General features: G+C 53.0%; 9 protein-coding genes and 1 pseudogene. All 10 read right to left on the bottom strand.

Annotated elements, in window-relative coordinates; translation table 11 throughout:
* Window positions 1-75 precede the first annotated feature (75 nt).
* The 10 genes and pseudogenes from AB8809_RS05310 to tssA all read right to left on the bottom strand — a co-directional run bounded on the left by AB8809_RS05310 (window position 76) and on the right by tssA (window position 15,676).
* Complete coding sequence (locus AB8809_RS05310) at window positions 76-1,446, bottom strand: PAAR domain-containing protein (RefSeq protein ID WP_349854414.1); 1,371 nt, start codon at window positions 1,444-1,446, stop codon at window positions 76-78.
* 162 nt (window positions 1,447-1,608) lie between these two features.
* Window positions 1,609-1,962, bottom strand: coding sequence for a hypothetical protein (locus AB8809_RS05305; RefSeq protein WP_349854413.1), 354 nt, complete (start codon window positions 1,960-1,962; stop codon window positions 1,609-1,611).
* Window positions 1,959-4,055, bottom strand: coding sequence for a glucosaminidase domain-containing protein (locus tag AB8809_RS05300; protein ID WP_349854412.1), 2,097 nt, complete (start codon window positions 4,053-4,055; stop codon window positions 1,959-1,961). The genes AB8809_RS05305 and AB8809_RS05300 overlap by 4 nt, the downstream gene beginning before the upstream one ends.
* Before the next feature lie 90 nt (window positions 4,056-4,145).
* A pseudogene (locus AB8809_RS05295) lies at window positions 4,146-4,529 on the bottom strand (PAAR domain-containing protein); the annotation flags it as partial.
* A 9-nt stretch (window positions 4,530-4,538) separates the two neighbouring features.
* Window positions 4,539-6,575, bottom strand: coding sequence for a type VI secretion system tip protein VgrG (locus AB8809_RS05290; RefSeq protein ID WP_349854411.1), 2,037 nt, complete (start codon window positions 6,573-6,575; stop codon window positions 4,539-4,541).
* Between the two features lie 229 nt (window positions 6,576-6,804).
* On the bottom strand, window positions 6,805-7,323 hold the full coding sequence (locus AB8809_RS05285; RefSeq protein WP_014916345.1) for an Hcp family type VI secretion system effector: 519 nt from the start codon (window positions 7,321-7,323) through the stop codon (window positions 6,805-6,807).
* Window positions 7,324-7,860: 537 nt separating this feature from the next.
* Entirely contained in the window at window positions 7,861-9,216 is a 1,356-nt protein-coding gene (locus AB8809_RS05280) for a tetratricopeptide repeat protein (protein ID WP_349854410.1), read from the bottom strand.
* A 28-nt stretch (window positions 9,217-9,244) separates the two neighbouring features.
* Window positions 9,245-10,681 carry a VasL domain-containing protein gene (locus tag AB8809_RS05275; protein ID WP_349854409.1) on the bottom strand — a complete coding sequence of 479 codons (1,437 nt, stop codon included), beginning with the start codon at window positions 10,679-10,681 and terminating at the stop codon, window positions 9,245-9,247.
* 48 nt (window positions 10,682-10,729) lie between these two features.
* Window positions 10,730-14,227 (bottom strand): type VI secretion system membrane subunit TssM, encoded by a 3,498-nt coding sequence (gene tssM / locus AB8809_RS05270; RefSeq protein WP_349854408.1) that lies wholly within the window; start codon window positions 14,225-14,227, stop codon window positions 10,730-10,732.
* 24 nt (window positions 14,228-14,251) lie between these two features.
* A complete protein-coding gene (gene tssA / locus AB8809_RS05265; protein ID WP_349854407.1) occupies window positions 14,252-15,676 on the bottom strand; it encodes a type VI secretion system protein TssA in 1,425 nt (474 codons plus the stop codon).
* Between the last annotated feature and the right edge of the window lie 9 nt (window positions 15,677-15,685).

Below are 15,685 nucleotides of genomic sequence, written 5' to 3'. Positions count from 1 at the left end.
GTCCTCCTGCCTGACAAGCGGTTAATAACCCCAGAATAACGACACCCAACCATTTTATACGTGCCAACCATTGCATTATATTCCCCTGAATGTATTGGTTATCTTCCCGATATCTTCCTTTTTCTGGCTTTCAATACCCGCAATTACCTGATCCATACCGTGGCGCGCAATCGGTGAACCGCCTACAGCGGGAAGCGCCATCATATCACCGCTTGCTTTCGGCAGCCCGCCCTCTAACAGTTTAGCAATACCGATGACGCCACCAAGCACCGCGCCAGCGGCTCCGCCAATCAATGCGCCAGCCCCGGATAGCAAGCCAGGAATCAACGCCTTACCGTAAGTTTGCGCCATGGTTAAGACCTCGCCGTCCACCGCTTGTGTCTTTATTAACGATGCAGTTTTCGCCAGATCGGCGCCGCCAGCACGAGACACCGTATTGGCGTGCAAGCCAGCAGCATTAAAGGTATAGCCGGGTAATCCAGTGACTCCAACCCCCGCGGATGCCAAACCACCGCCTAATGAATGTCCAACAATAACAGGGGGGGGAGAGATCGCTTCCTTCACTTGCTTCGCTAAATACATCGCTTGCTTGTATTGTTCTGTCTCCAGCCCCATTCCTTGACCCGCGTTGGTCAACCAGTCTTTAACTCCCGTTACCGCATTGTTCGTTCCCCGATAGGTCAGCATCGTTTCGCCGTTAATCGCAGACTTGAATAAAGCAGAACCAAACCCTGAATCAGGGTCCATAAATTTTGCCCCTTTAAGACCCGGTAATAGACTCGTATCCAGAACATCCAACCCCACGGGTGCTTTCGGTAATTTATCCAACACACCTCGTCGGAATTCATCGACCGAGTAAACATACTGGGCAGCCTCTGCGCGTAAGATGCTGTCGTTATTAAACGCCAGCCGCTTTGCCGCATCGGCTAATCCCGGCAGCGTCGCTGCCTCGGTTGCCAACTTGGCACGCGCCAAATAGCGCTCTTTACGCTGGGCAACGGAGAGCAAGTCATCAAGAATAGGCAGCTCGGCGACCGAAGCCCACTCCATTAATGTCGGCAACAGCATCGGCGTCAATGCCAGCAGAGGTGCGCGGCTTTTTGCCGATTGCTCAGCGCAGGGTTTCACCGGGGACTGATAGGGCGAGTCACCAATAATGACGTTCCCACTCCCAGCGGCAACCGAGCCGCCACAGCCGATCGCATCGCCGATACGCGCCGCCAGCTTGCCATTGATAATGACCGTACCGGATCCTGCCGATATCGCACGATTGTGTACGCCGTGAGGCATATTCGGGCAAGGGCAGGCGTGAAGTAAGACCGCATCGCTTTTGCGGGCCGCCGGCTTGCCATTAATGATGACATCACCACTGCCTTCAATAATCGGTGTGGCAGGAAAACAGCCGTGACCCGCGCAGCTGTCCCCTAAACGTGCAGCTCCTGGCATAGTTCCTCCTTAACGTCTGTCTGGTGCATCCGGCTGCGCGGGCTTCGTCGGATCTTCTGGCGTAATCGATACCGGAGCTGTCCCTACGCCAGCCGCACCGCCGTCATTGATTTTTACAATCGTCCTAAGTAGCTAACAAACTAGCATTTCTAATTCATTACATTACTTATCAGGTCCGATACCAACACCAATTGGCTTAACTGAACTTGAATGGATCCATCCCATCACTGGTTCACCATTTTTCTTTAAATACATCATAGAAAAGAAACCAGCATATTCCGCATAAACATCAATTTTATCCCCACGGATAAGGAAAGTATTTTTCAATTTACAACTCTCACTTGGCGCACTATATAAATAGGCTCGCCCACTTGCAACAACGATATATCCAGAATCAGAGGTTTTAAGTAAATCCTGTTCGACTTCCGCAGACAAATTAATTTCGCCACACGTAGCAAAAGCCACGCCAGAGAAACAATAAAAAATAAAAAGCAAAAAGTAAAAAAAACTACTCATATAAGCTTCTCTCTCTTCATTATATTTATTAACTTATTAGCATAATCCGGATCGGTCGCATACCCTGCATGCTGTAGTCCCAAAGCCCATTCACATGGGTCGGTATAATTAAACAAGAAATGATATCTTTTGTTTTTAATAAAGAAATCACTTCTCCCAGATATGCTTGATTCATACGAATCATATTTCATAAACTTATCAACAATTTTTATTCTAACACCATCTATAACTTCGTGTGTATTAACCCAAACAAAGTTAGGATTTCCATGTGCTTTTATGCCAAAAAGGTTATGGCTGTATTCACCACTATAGATATCAATAGGAACAGAGCGACCATAACCAGTCTCAAGGATAGCCTGAGCTGTTGTTATTGCGGCTGGGACATTTGAAACAGCCTCATTCTTCTTAGCCTCATTGAAAACAAACTCAACAAACTCTTTACCAGTTACCTTACCCCTCTTAATGTCATTGAGGGATATTGCATATAAAAACGCTACAGGATGAAAGTGCCATATGGGTTCATCTTTGCTGAAAGCAGGAATATGACTCATCCATTCATGCCCATCCAACCATTTTTTGATATATTCTTGATTGTCAGATGACAAACTCTCCAACAACGTTCTCCAACGCAGATGTCCACTTCCACCAAACCACTCGCTTTCATGCTTCACAATCAAATGACGCAGCAACTCCCCCACATCATTATTCCGATGTTGTAATCCCTTCAGTATAGATTGACGGATCATCACCATTTCAATCGCAGATATCTTACCATCACGATTGATGTCAAGCATGTCAGCCATTTTCGAGTAGTAGTCGTTAATTCCTTTATATTCTAATCCTCGCTCCGGCAGAACCTCCCCACTAAACCACCGAAACGCCTTACCTATCCACGCCTCCCCCATACTATTCAGGAAGTCTTTCTTTGACACTTGCTCCAATGCCATAAAATTCAGCTCTGCTAGATCATGCTGGGTGAGCTCTTTTACCCCATCCTGGCGAATCCATGTATGCGATCGTATTTTAAACCACTTACCTGAACTATCTCCTTCACGCAATACAATCTTTCCTGCATCCGCTTTCGTCATGATATTCAACGGGCTGAATGTACTCTTCTCCCCATGTCCTTCACTCTGGTAAAGAGGTTGATTCTTATTGATTCGAATATATTGCTTACCACTTTTTAACTTTCCAGGGTTATTAAGGAAACTGGGTATATTTTTATCTTTACTAATAACTTCAATATGTGTGAACCAGTCTGTTTGTATGTTTCCTTTCTTTTCTAAAGTATCTTCACGGGCAAGAAAACCGACTGCATCTCCAGCTCTAATTTCAAAAGGTTGAGGAAGCACGACTACACGATCGTAAACTTTCTGTTCAACGGCCTTTAACATCCATGCTGGCAATTCACCATATCGTTCACCAATCGGTTCAACAAATGTCGGGCGAACGGAAGTCCAAAATTTTTGCCCCTGTGGAATACCATTTTTTATCTTCTTAGCCAGCCCAAAAATCTCTTTATTATCACGTAGTAAAAAGGTTTCTTCTCGCTCAATCAATACCTTATCACCTGTTTTTAAAAAACTACCATGTATTGTTGCAGGAGCTGGTTGTTCGAAAATCTCTCCACCGTGATATTGTCTCATTAGTAGCCCGTTTCCCTTAACTGTAACTTGATACATTTTCCTTTTGGGGTAACTCGATAGCGGAGCAAGATGCATGTAAAGCGTGTAAAAAGTCAGCCATGTTGCTGAATCTGCACTTGGTTTGTGCACGGTACGTGTAAGTAGAAAAGAGCTGGAATATTGTAATTGTACCCCACCTAGTTTCTCACGATGATAATCTTGATTTACCTTCCATGCGACGACTTCTCCCCCTGCCATAGATTGCAACGGAATGGATTTATCATAGTTATCAGGTGCTATCACGGACCATGGTACTGAAGTGTGGCTAATATGAATTCCTCCATGCCACATCCCATTGTTACCAGCCAACCACTGGCCATGCTTCTCTTTATTTAGTAATTCGTATATATCATTTAGGTGGGAGAAATCTTTACCATCCGATTTTCTAATTGGGTAACGATAATTCATCGCCTTTCCTTTGCCATCGTTATAAGCAAACCCATCAACGTAAACTTACCGAGAAAGCATCGCGATGATTTCAAAAGATTCTTCTGATTCTAGTGCCGGATCGAGCGCGAGAATAGGCGCACGAGTCATGGCTGCTTGTCTTGCGCATTCATGAACAGGCGATTTCCAAGGCGAGTCACCAATAATGACGTTCCCACTGCCAGCGGCAACCGAGCCACCGCAGCCGATCGCATCGCCGATACGCGCCGCCAGCTTGCCATTGATAATGACCGTACCGGATCCTGCCGATATCGCACGATTATGTACGCCGTGAGGCATATTCGGGCAGGGGCAGGCGTGAAGTAAGACCGCATCGCTTTTGCGGGCCGCCGGTTTGCCATTAATGATGACATCACCACTGCCTTCAATAATCGGGGTGGCAGGGAAACAGCCGTGACCCGCGCAGCTGTCCCCTAAACGTGCAGCTCCTGGCATAGTTCCTCCTTAACGTCTGTCTGGTGCATCCGGCAGCGTGGGCTTCGTCGGATCTTCTGGCGTAATCGATACCGGTGCTGTCCCTACGCCAGCCGCACCGCCGTCGTTGATTTTTACAATCGTCCCGGAAATCGTCACGCCCGCGCTATCAATCTTGATAAAACCGCCCGGCGCCTTGATGGTCAACGCTTGCCCTGCTTCCAGTACGATATCGGCGGCTTTCAGGTAGCTGTCCGTATTCACCAGAACACGCTGGTGTGCGCCGATCAGCGTCTCTTCAGAACCGGACATCGTGGTCTGACGGCTCCCTTCGATACGGGTAATCTCTCCCCCGCCGATGAAACGTTTGAACGACGCACCAATCTTCTGAATAAAGCTCCGACCAATTTCCTGATGATGGTCCTGACCGATATTTTCAAAATCGTCCTTGCCTATCGTTCGGTGACGGTGACGAGTAACCCGTTGGAACTGATCCTGATCCACGCTGAGGTGCTGATCGCGCCCGACACTCTGCCGATGGATGTTATTGATGACACCATCCATATCTTTCTGAGCGTGATAGTAAATTTGTTCACGCGTCGCCTCATCCTCAAAGCGCAACTCGTTGAAGCCACTGCCTTTATGGGTATCAGTACGTAGCGTCGTGCGCGTTTTATGTGCCGGCAAAACGTACGGCGTCGGATTGGTCGCGTGGAAGGTACGCCCGGTGATAATCGGCTGATCCGGATCGCCTTCAAGGAAGCTGACGATCACTTCATGACCGATACGGGGGATAGCAATCATGCCGTACTGACCGCCCGCCCAGCCCTGACTCACACGTACCCAGCAGGAGCTCTGGTCATTGCTCGCGCCGTATCTGTCCCACGGGAATTGCAGTTTCACCCGACCATACGGGTCACAGTAGATTTCTTCCCCGGTCGGACCGACAACAGTGGCGATTTGCGGGCCGTCCACCATCGGTTTATACGGCATCGCGGCGCGCCACGTTGTTGTGCCTTTCACCACCGCAAAACTGTTACTCATGGTGGTTGGTTCGCCACCGCTTTCCTCTTCCAGCGCCTGCGGCTGTTGCCCGACGTGCGTCACGCTCACCGTCTGCCAGACCGCATTCAGCGTCGTATTCGGGTGCTCCGTCAGGGTAAACGTACTACCCGGCATCAGCCCCGCGCAGTTGGATTCCCCTTCGCTCGTCACGGCTCCAGACCGCAACGCATCCAGCCGGTAGCCGCTGAACGCCTTGCCGCTCGGGTCTTGTTTATAGCGTCCCGGATAGTCGTAATGTTGGTAACTTTCACGCTGGTGTTCCAGCTCACCGCTCATCTTCTTGTGCGACAGCCCGTAAGCCGGCGTCTTGAAGCTATAGTCTTTCAGCTCGACTTCAGCCGTGCTCACCCGCTCTGCGTAGTGGAAGCGCCGAATGTATTCACCCTCGCTCAGTCCTTGTGTCGCCAGATTGAAGAACAGCTCAGGGCCTTTGGTCAGCGCCCCGGCGTCGTCAGCAAACACCACCCGGTGTTTACCCTCTTCATATTCGTGGAAGAAGTACATGCCTTCCTCCGCGGCCAGACGGGTGACAAACGCCAAATCGCTTTCCCGGTACTGTACGCAATATTCCCGCACCACATGCTCGTTACGCAGCGCAAAGGCGTAGTCGGTGATGCCAGCCTCTTCCAGCAGCATGCTGATAATGGCTTCCGGCTTTTGTGCCTGAAAAATACGGGCGTTGGTGCGCAACCCCAGTCGCCACAGCGCCGGACGAACTTCTATCTGATAGCGCGTGCGCCGAAAACCGGTGTCGCCCTGCGTGAAGCCACTGACAATCCCGCTGACCCGGCGCTTCAGCTCGCCTTCATACCAAATCATCAGCTCGCACGGCTGGTCCAGCACCGCGCCGAAATCGACATCCGGCAGTGCGCTCGCCAGACTCAGCGACAGGCTGAAAGGCCGGTTCAATCCTTCATCCAGCCTGAAATCCACTACTGCAAAAGTGCCTGCCGCCAGGGCACCGACCTTAACGGTGAACTGTAATCCTGTACTGTTTGCCACCTGCTTTCTCCTTCTTCGCCGTTGCCATGGCTACCGCACGCCTCGGGTTCCCCCGAAGCGGCATGTCGCTATCCTGATGAAAATAAAAACCTGAGTTGGGGTCTGAGTCTGCTCACACCGCAAGTCACGCTGATAAAAACATCATGTTGATAAAACATGACGTTGATGAAACGCCGCGCCAAAGAAAAACACAGAAAACCCGGGCAAGCCCGGGTTAGAGATAGAAGGATTACGCTTCGACCGGCGCACGCCAGTCATCGGAACCAGAAGTACCGGCAACCGTGTGCTCCCAGTCAATTTTGCGATAGGCCAGCGACACTTCGATTAACTGGGTGTAGTCCAGTTTTGACGGGTCCTGGCAGTGTGGCATTTTGCAGTCGATGTCAACGATGGTGGAATCGGTCAGCACGGTAGAGAAGAAGTGCTCCTGCTTACCTTCAACTGACGTGCGATACCATTTCAGGGTGACGGTCGGCAGCATTTCACCGGACGCCAGGGCGTTGTACATCAGCGGAACCGCTTTGTTCAGCGCAACGGTGAATTTGAACGGCTTGTGTACGCGCTGGCCGGATGGCTGACCAGACTGCGGGTCGGTTGGTACGGTGACGATGTGTTTGAATTCCTGTACCAGCATTTCGTCTTCGTGGCCTTCCACATAGATGTTGCCGACAGAATCAGACGTGAAAGCACCCGCGGTGATGTTGCCCTGCGTTTTACCTTCGATGCTGATATAGCATGGAGTTGGCATAGTCTTGCTCCTTGTTGTTGAACGGGATTACTAGTTAAACGGAATGAGTAACTTCACCGTCTGTATAGCAATACATATGCCAAGATTTATCTTTATGTTTTATAAAGAAATTTACCTAACAAAAATTTCACCTAAGTAAAACTTGAGCAAGAAATTGCGCAGACCTCGCGAATCGTTTGCAGACATTGCGCAAAAAGTGATTTACACCAGAAAGTGAGCAAGAAGTTGCGCAGAATGCGCAGTTATTCTGAATGTTTACGTTAGTGATGAATTAACGAAATGAATGACCGATAGAAATCATGCTTATTAATAGCAAAAAACTATATTTGGCGATAAATAGCGCATGTTCATAACAATAAGAGTAAGCAGTCACTTACTTTTTTATGATAAACCGGAATGGCAAAGCCAGCGTATCCAACGATAAAAATAGTCATACAAACAAAAAACGGGTGTTGCTATCACGCAACACCCGTCTGTTTATTACCACTATTTATGCCACGATTATCCGACCAGATAACAACGATCTACCGCTACGGATTACTCTATTTTCCCCGATGACCAGTGCATCGCCAACCGCTGTCCGGCTTTGATTTCATCCGGCTGCATTGTCGCCTCCAGATCGTTACGCGCATGAATGGCCTCAGGCATCCCCTCCGTCGCTGCCATCGCATACCAGGCGTAGGCATGAATACGATTGCGCGAGGCTCCCAGCCCGTCCTGACGCATCATACCCATCCGATACTGCGCCATGCGGTTACCGTCATTTGCCGCCAGACGGTACTGCTTCATCGCCTCAACATAATCCTCTTTGCCGCCCTGTCCCAGCCGCAGCATCTCACCGTAAGCCAGACGGGAGTCGGTATCTCCTGCCGATGCAGCTTTAGCATATTCTTCACGCGCACGCGCAAATTCGTTCGCTTTAAACAAGCGTTCACCCAGTTCGCGCTGCGCCCGGATGTAGCCCGCAGAGGAGGCCTGAACCAGATACTGTTCACGCTTTTCATGGGTTGTCTGGCTTTGACTGAGCAAATAGTCTGCCTCGCCCGATCCACCGGATGCAGCACGCTCCAGCCAATAACGCGCCTTTTGCTCATCCCAAGGTAAGCGCTTACCTTCGCGGTATACCTTGCCCAGCCAAAGCTGCGCTTCGGCATCACCTGATGACGCGGATTTTTGATACCAGTTCAGCGCATTTTCGCCGTCTTCATGCCGCGCCATCCATAGCTGCGCCTGTGCCTGCCCCAACGTCGCCGCCCGGAAATACCAGCGTTCGGCCAGATCGCGACGGATCACCACACCGTTGCCCTGCTCGTAACGCTGCGCCAATTGGTACTGCGCATCCCGATTGCCGAGTTCAGCAGCCTTCAACAACCACGATACGGCCTCTTTCTCACCGCCGGTATGTGTCGCGTGCCACTGGGCAACAATCAACTGCGCGGGGGGATAGCCATTCGCCGCAGAGGATTCAAACGCACTCAGACAGGCCGCGACCAGCTTCCCTTGATGCTGAACCTGACAGTCCATCCCCAACCGATGCCCCGCTTCGCCATTTCCCAGACGCGAGGACGTTGTCCACCACTGGCGGGCAGCCGGGCTGTTCTTTGGCGCGCCCAGCCCAGCCTGATACCAATCGCCAACCTGAAGCGCGGCAGCAGCGCGCATTTCTGTATTAGCGGGGAGTTCAGACAGGCCAGACGCCTTTTGCATCCACTGCATCGCCTCGGTGTACTGCGAGCGCGCGGCGAGTGTCTTTGCCAACTGATATTGCGCTTCACCGTTTCCGCGGTTCGCTGACGCCGCCAATTCCGTTTCAGATAGCGACGTGACCGGTGCCTGACATGACGCCAGCCAGCAGGCCGAGAGGACTATCAATAATTTTTTGTATTTCATCATGTGCTCAGCGCTTTTCCCTTCACGATAATCAGCTGGCGGAATTACCCTGCTGCAAACGGTATAAGCGAATATTGAAGGCGCGCAGTTCGTCTTCCATCGCACGCAGTTCCGCTGGCGTCAGCGACTGGTTCTTGATTTTACGCGCCTCAAGTTCCCGCAGCCGTATCCCGAAGGGGACATCCGACATCAGGTCTTTTTGCATGTCATAGAGCTTTGATTTCAGGTAGGAGATCGTCACCGTGCGGCGCTGTCGTTCCAGTTCCAGCAGTTGTTGCAAGGTATCGTTGACTCTGGCGCGCGCCTGTTCGTAACCCAGCGTTTTCGGTTCATCACCCTGTTGGCGTTCAAGCGCAATCTGCCATTGGCGTTCCATTTCCTTCACCGCCAGCGAATCGGGATAGAGCTGCTGCATCACGTTTTTCAAGCCGTTGCCGTATTGGTACAGGTAAAACGGCGACGCATTTTTCACCTGCTCTAACTGTGCCTGATAGCGGTTGATCAACTCACCTTCCATGCCCTGTAATTTCTGTTCACCCAGAGCAATCCTCACCCGGCGAATGTCATTATGATCGGGGGCAGCGGGCAACGCGTACGCGGGTTGCTGCAATAGTGCCAGCGCATCGGCTTTCTGATCCTGCCAATACTGCCAGCCCGTCATCGCCGCCACGGGCAACGCACAGGTCAGCAGTCCGGAGACAAACCAGAACCACGCGGGTTTCTGCTTTTTATGCGCTTCAATTTTCAATACCGTCGGCTTCATTTGCCCTTTCTCCCGTCCGATGAGAATGCTACCTGCGGGCAATGGAGCCTGGCCCGAGCCTGATGAACCTCCGCTTTGCACCGTCGCGCCGGGCTCCATATCCGAATGGAAGAACACCATCGGCGGAATCTGCATATCCTGCTTTTTCAATTCCTGATCGTCCGACACAATGACAATCTCGGTTTCATCAAACAAATGGGTATAGCCTTCAACGAAGTGCAGCAGATTCTCGACGCGAGGAATGCGGCTCAAGCCGGCGTTGTGCAGCTTTTCACTCATGAGTTGCAGCGCACGTTCGCAACGGTAAACCAGCCGCTTATGCTCATGGCTGATGGCATACTGCCGCACCACTTCGCTGATGCGGGCAATAAACCAGTCCAGCATCTCGATACGCGCCCGTTCCTGATGCACCGGCGGCCAGAAGTTATCCCACTGCGTGACGATCAGGTTCGCCAGAAATTCACAGCTTTCCGTGAAGCCCGTCAATCCCGCCAGTCTTGAACGCGCCAGCGTAAAGTAGATCGCGGTCTGAAGATCCACACCCTGCTTTTCAAAGATGGTGGTGGCCATATCGTGCACCAGCATCCAGTCCACTTCAGGGCGAGACGCGTGACTCAACTTGTTAATTTCCGCCCGAAGTGCGTCAAACTCCGGCAGCATCCGTGGATCGCGGCCGACTTTCAGGGCCTGTTGTGCATCTTGCATATCACATCATCCAGCAATAGGGAGCCTGAACAGGCTCCCGAGAGTTAATTAATAAAGAGAGTCAGGCAGCGTGAACTGGCTGAACAGACCACCGGCAAACGGGTTATGGCTAGCATCGGTATACACGCGATACGTCATCGCACCGTTCTCCAGCGAGAAACGCACGTCAAAGGTGTTCTCATTCACCTGAGTCAGCTGATCGCTATTGATTAACCGGAACATCGCCCACGGCCCGCTAAAGCTCAGGCTGCGCGGTGAACGCTCACGATCGTCCGGCACCAGTGTCAGCTTGCTCTCAGCTCCGTCACGCATACTGTTTGGCCACACCAGCGGCGTTTTCTGGCGACGACCGTGGCTGTATTCCAGCAGTTGTCCATCCAGATTGAGTACGCTGCGGCGCTTGTTCGCTGTCAGTTCCAGCGGCTCCAGCACGAAATGCACTTCCAGACTGCCCTGCGCATTAAACAGGGTCTGGCGGATGCGAGTGGCGCGTTCAAGCTGTTTCACCAATTCAGCCTGCAACGGCGACGCCATGCCTTCTTCCAGCATGCCGCTTTCCATCATCGCCTTGAGGTTCGTTTGATAGAAGCTGTCCAGCGTCCCGCCAGCCATGAAGAACATTTCCATTTCCGACAGTGGCACATCCTTGTTCGATGACGGGTCGAAGGGATAACGATCCGCCAGCTTCTCATTGAATGGCGTGACGACTTTATCCAGCCATTCCTGATTCAGTGACGACATCGCCAGCCCGGTCACCAAACTCGCGCTCTCTCCGGCGAGCTGTCCGACCCAGCGATCCAGCGGCGCGGGAAGGCTGCGGGCGTATTGCTGTAAAGCGAATACCGGATCGGCAAATTTATTTCCCTGCCGCGCCTGCACCGCTTTCAATGCCGCCTGCCCAGGATCGGTCGCGTTAACGATCTGATCGAGATAGTGATAGAGATCGGTCAGCTTCTGATTGACCTCTTGCACCAGCGGCCCCTGCTCACCACGTCCGCTCAGCGCCGCGTTGATGGTCATAAACGGACGACCAATCCGCGTATTGATGTTCTGCGCCGTGTCGTTGTCATCATCGGCCAGCTTACGAATGCGGGTGTTATCACTAACCGTCGTCAGCACACGCTGGAAAGGCTGATCGTTGCCGGTAATATCCGTGAGAATATCGAGCGCCTGCTCCGGCGTATCGAGCGTCTGCACATCAATGTTCGCCAGCACTTTCTGCCACTGGTTGATGTAATCCGTAATGTAGCGATCGTTCACCTGACGCAGAATTTCACGCCGATCGGCCTCGCTGAACTGCGCACGCTCACGCTGCCCCAGTACCCAAGCATCCAGCGCCGTCAGCTCTAACAGGGCTTTGTCCTGCTTGAGGTAATAATCACTAAAGCCGGGGTACGTCAGCAACCGCGGCACGCTTCCCGCTTTGTCATTACGCAGGGAAAACACCGGGTCAAAGGTCGGCCCGACCTCATCACGGATCGCTAAATCCGGCGGCAACACCTGTGTCGCCTTCATGACCAGGCTCTGATAAACGCGCTGATACATCGGCAGCTTGCTCAGTTCCTGCTGGGCCAGCGTAATCGGCTGATTAAAGGGAGCAAACGTGCTGATGGCTACCGCATCTTTCTGCTCACGCGCCTTGTGCCAATCCGTGTGATCAAGGGCATAATCCAGATGCTGCATCAGCTGCTCCTGCACATTGCCCTGACCGGGAAATGCCTTCTGCCAACGCTGCGCCATAAACTGTTCGACCAGCGATTTATTACGCCCTGACGCATCATCCAACATCCGCATCACGCGCAGAATCGTCAGCTTTTGCTCACTATTGGCAGGTGCCTGATTCAAATCCTCCAGCAGCCCTTGCATCACCGCCGGAAGAAAGCGCTGGTTCAGCATTTGCAGGTAAGTGCCTTCAACATAAGGCCCAATCTTGCCGCCCTGATACAGGCCAAGATCGGCCAGCATCGGCGTACGTTCGTGGTAATTACCAAAAGATAAGGTCGCATCGCGAATCAAATTCAACCGCGGCAACTGCTGATAACCGTAGCCCGGCTGCCCTTCCAGTTCATTGGTGCCGATAAACGCCTGCGCTTTCGTCAGTACGTTACGTCCGGCCTCTTCATTGACCCGATAGAAATGGTGCCAGCTGCCAATCAGCACCAGACTGGCAAGCAGCATGCAACCTACACCAATGCTCAGTCGACGCCGACGATAGAGGCTATGCAGCCGGTTTTCACCCGCCAGACTGGCCTCAGGGAAGATGACGTCAGGGAAAAGGCGCTGCACAAAGAACGTATTGGATTCCCCGCGCAGCGCAGGATTAATCGGTTCAGGCAGTTGATAGCGTCGGGAAGCCGACTGCGCAAAGGCGTCGAACGGTACCCCTTGCTGATAGACAGAACTCACGTAGACACCGCGAATCAGAAACGCGCGATCCTCGCCCGTCGCTAACGTTTCCGTCAGCACTTCCATCACATAATCTTTCACGCCGGCGAGTTGGCGGACGAACGAGAACAGCGAATTGCGCACGCTTCTGTCGGACTGCGTCAGCAGCATGTCTGGCAGGTTGTCATTCAGGTGCGTGACCCACTCATCCCAGAAACGCTCCAGCTCTTCTAACCAACCTTTGCCATTGCTCGCCTGCGGGGTAAAGGTCACCCCTAATACCGCCTGACGCGCGTCGCGGTTTAACTGACGATAGACCTTATCGAAGCCGCTCAGCATATCCAGCCGGGTCAGCGCGATATACACCGGTAAACGCGTATTGATGTTGACGGAAATTTCCTGCAAACGCGCGCGCATGACCTGCGCATAAGCTTTGCGATCCGCGACGCCAGCCTGTGCCAGCCAGGAAATATCCAGCGTGAGCACCAGACCATTAAGCGGCTGGCGGCGGCGGTTTTCACTCAGCCACTGGAGCAGGTGCTGCCACAGTCGAGCATAACGCTGTCCGAGTGAATCGCCTTCCAGTTCAGGCTGTGCGAGTAGCTGTCCGCTGGGGTCCCAGATAACGGCGGACTCACCGACCCAACTGCTCACCTGCTGGCCTGCCGCCACGTCTCGCAGCTCCGCATCCAGCTTCGGGTTCATTTTGTTTGCCGGGTTGGCACGATGGATCAGGCTGCTTTTCCCGCTGCCAGCCAGACCAATCGTCAGATACCAAGGCATCGCATACAGTGCGCGTTTACCCAGTTGGGTCTGAAATGCCTCCAGCCAGCGATCGAGAAACGTCTGCTGGCTATCGACATACACCTGCAAGGGATCCTGCTCAATTACCTGTTGTTCATGACGCTCCGCACGCATCTGCTGCACACGACGCCAGACCATCCAGGCACTATAGGAGAACGCCAGCCACAGCCAGACCAGCGTGAACACCACGCGGCCCCAGATTCCCTGTAACGGGCGTGATTCGCCCACCACCAAACGCGGCCCCAGCCACCAGGCCAGAACCAGCACGACGATCCACAGTAGCACGCCCAAAAGCAGCCAGGAGGGTTTCAGTTTAGGCAACTGCTTGCGTAGAAAGGTTATGATTGTTTTAAACATAAGTGACCATTCACTCCGAATGTCTTATTTTTTGCGGGATGCCGCCAACCGCTCTACGCGGCTGACCATTCCCGGTTCCCATTGCATCAGGCCCAATTGTTGGCTTTCCTGCCACATGTGCTGATAGTGCTGTGCTGCCAGTGACTTCATCCCTTCTTCGGCGAGTAAATCTGCCAGTACCAACTCGGCATAAAAGCGGTCACGCGGTTCTTTCAGGCGGCGCATACGTTCATCCAATAACTGCATCGCCGCGCCAATTCCTTTCTCATCCCGGCAGGCGGCCGCCTCCGTCGCCAGATCGTCCTGCCGTGCCCCGCCACCACCGCGAACGGGCTGGCTGGACTGTAGCCACTGGCTACACTTCCCGGTCAAAAAGGGCGCGCCATCGCTGAACGCCAGTTCACGCAGCTCAGGTAAACGCTGAATAAACGCCGAAAGCTCCTCGGCAATCGCCGTCGCGACAGAGGTATGTCCCAACCGTGAGGCCACTGAAGCGGACAGCATATGGCCATCAAACCAGTAAGGTGCCAGCACCAGGCTTTGTTCTATCCGTTCCCACAGCGCCAAGTCAGCCTGTGCCAGCGCACTTTGGTATTCATCCACGCGATCCGCCGAGACGGGCGCCAGTTGGGTTTTATTTCCCTTGGATGACATCGGCGGTGTGGCAATACCGGACCAGATAGCGTGACGGCGCAGACGGTAGCCAATCGGTGAGCCGGGATGGCGCTCAACCAGCAGCGCCGCGACGTTCAGCTGGGTTTGCCGCCAGCCGCGCTCGTCGGATGAATTAATTTCTACCGAACTGACTGGCGTCGAGGCCACGCTGGCGCTGGTTTCACTCCCGCCTGTTGCTCCACCGCCGCTGGCCGTCGGCGTCGGTTTCGCCGTCTGATTCGCCTGTTCCTGCGCCTGCTGCCGCTGTCTGGCACGCTTAATGCCCTGCACCAGTTCATCCATCAGCGCGGCTTTGTCGCTGACCAGTTCGCTCCAGCGGGTCGCCACTTGCTCCGTTAATTTCTGCAATTGCTCCAGCTCTGCGCTGGAGCCGCTTTCTGCAATACGCGGAAGCACGCTCTCAAAACGCCGAATAATCTGGATCATCAGCTTCTGCTTCTGAACCGGACTGGCAGGCCAGGCGATCGCCCAATAACTCTCCAGCCAGCTGTCCAGCAGCATCAGCGCGGTAGAAAACGGTGTTGCTTTGGCCGGGTGCTGTAAGCAGCGCAGTAGCTGCACCAGTACCCGCATGTCTTTGGTTTTGCTTTCCAGCAAGGTCAGGCAATAACCCGCAACTACGTTAAGGTCGACCTGGTTATGCGCCAGCGATCCCAGCTTGACCAACTCCGTCTCGACCTTTTCCCAGAGCGGATCGTCAGGCAATACCGCCGCGCGCAACATCTCATCCGGTAACGAGGTTTGCAGGCGTTTACACCAGGGATGTGCATGCATGAACGCCTC

It is taken from the genome of Pectobacterium aroidearum (assembly GCF_041228105.1).
GTDB lineage: Bacteria > Pseudomonadota > Gammaproteobacteria > Enterobacterales > Enterobacteriaceae > Pectobacterium > Pectobacterium aroidearum.
This window is presented reverse-complemented; position numbering and strand designations above follow the sequence as displayed.

Coding starts and splice junctions, on each gene's coding strand:
- AB8809_RS05300 (WP_349854412.1), bottom strand. CDS start 4,055: ATGAATTATCGTTACCCAATTAGAAAATCGGATGGTAAAGATTTCTCC.
- AB8809_RS05310 (WP_349854414.1), bottom strand. CDS start 1,446: ATGCCAGGAGCTGCACGTTTAGGGGACAGCTGCGCGGGTCACGGCTGT.
- tssM (WP_349854408.1), bottom strand. CDS start 14,227: ATGTTTAAAACAATCATAACCTTTCTACGCAAGCAGTTGCCTAAACTG.
- tssA (WP_349854407.1), bottom strand. CDS start 15,676: ATGCATGCACATCCCTGGTGTAAACGCCTGCAAACCTCGTTACCGGAT.
- AB8809_RS05275 (WP_349854409.1), bottom strand. CDS start 10,681: ATGCAAGATGCACAACAGGCCCTGAAAGTCGGCCGCGATCCACGGATG.
- AB8809_RS05285 (WP_014916345.1), bottom strand. CDS start 7,323: ATGCCAACTCCATGCTATATCAGCATCGAAGGTAAAACGCAGGGCAAC.
- AB8809_RS05280 (WP_349854410.1), bottom strand. CDS start 9,216: ATGATGAAATACAAAAAATTATTGATAGTCCTCTCGGCCTGCTGGCTG.
- AB8809_RS05305 (WP_349854413.1), bottom strand. CDS start 1,962: ATGAGTAGTTTTTTTTACTTTTTGCTTTTTATTTTTTATTGTTTCTCT.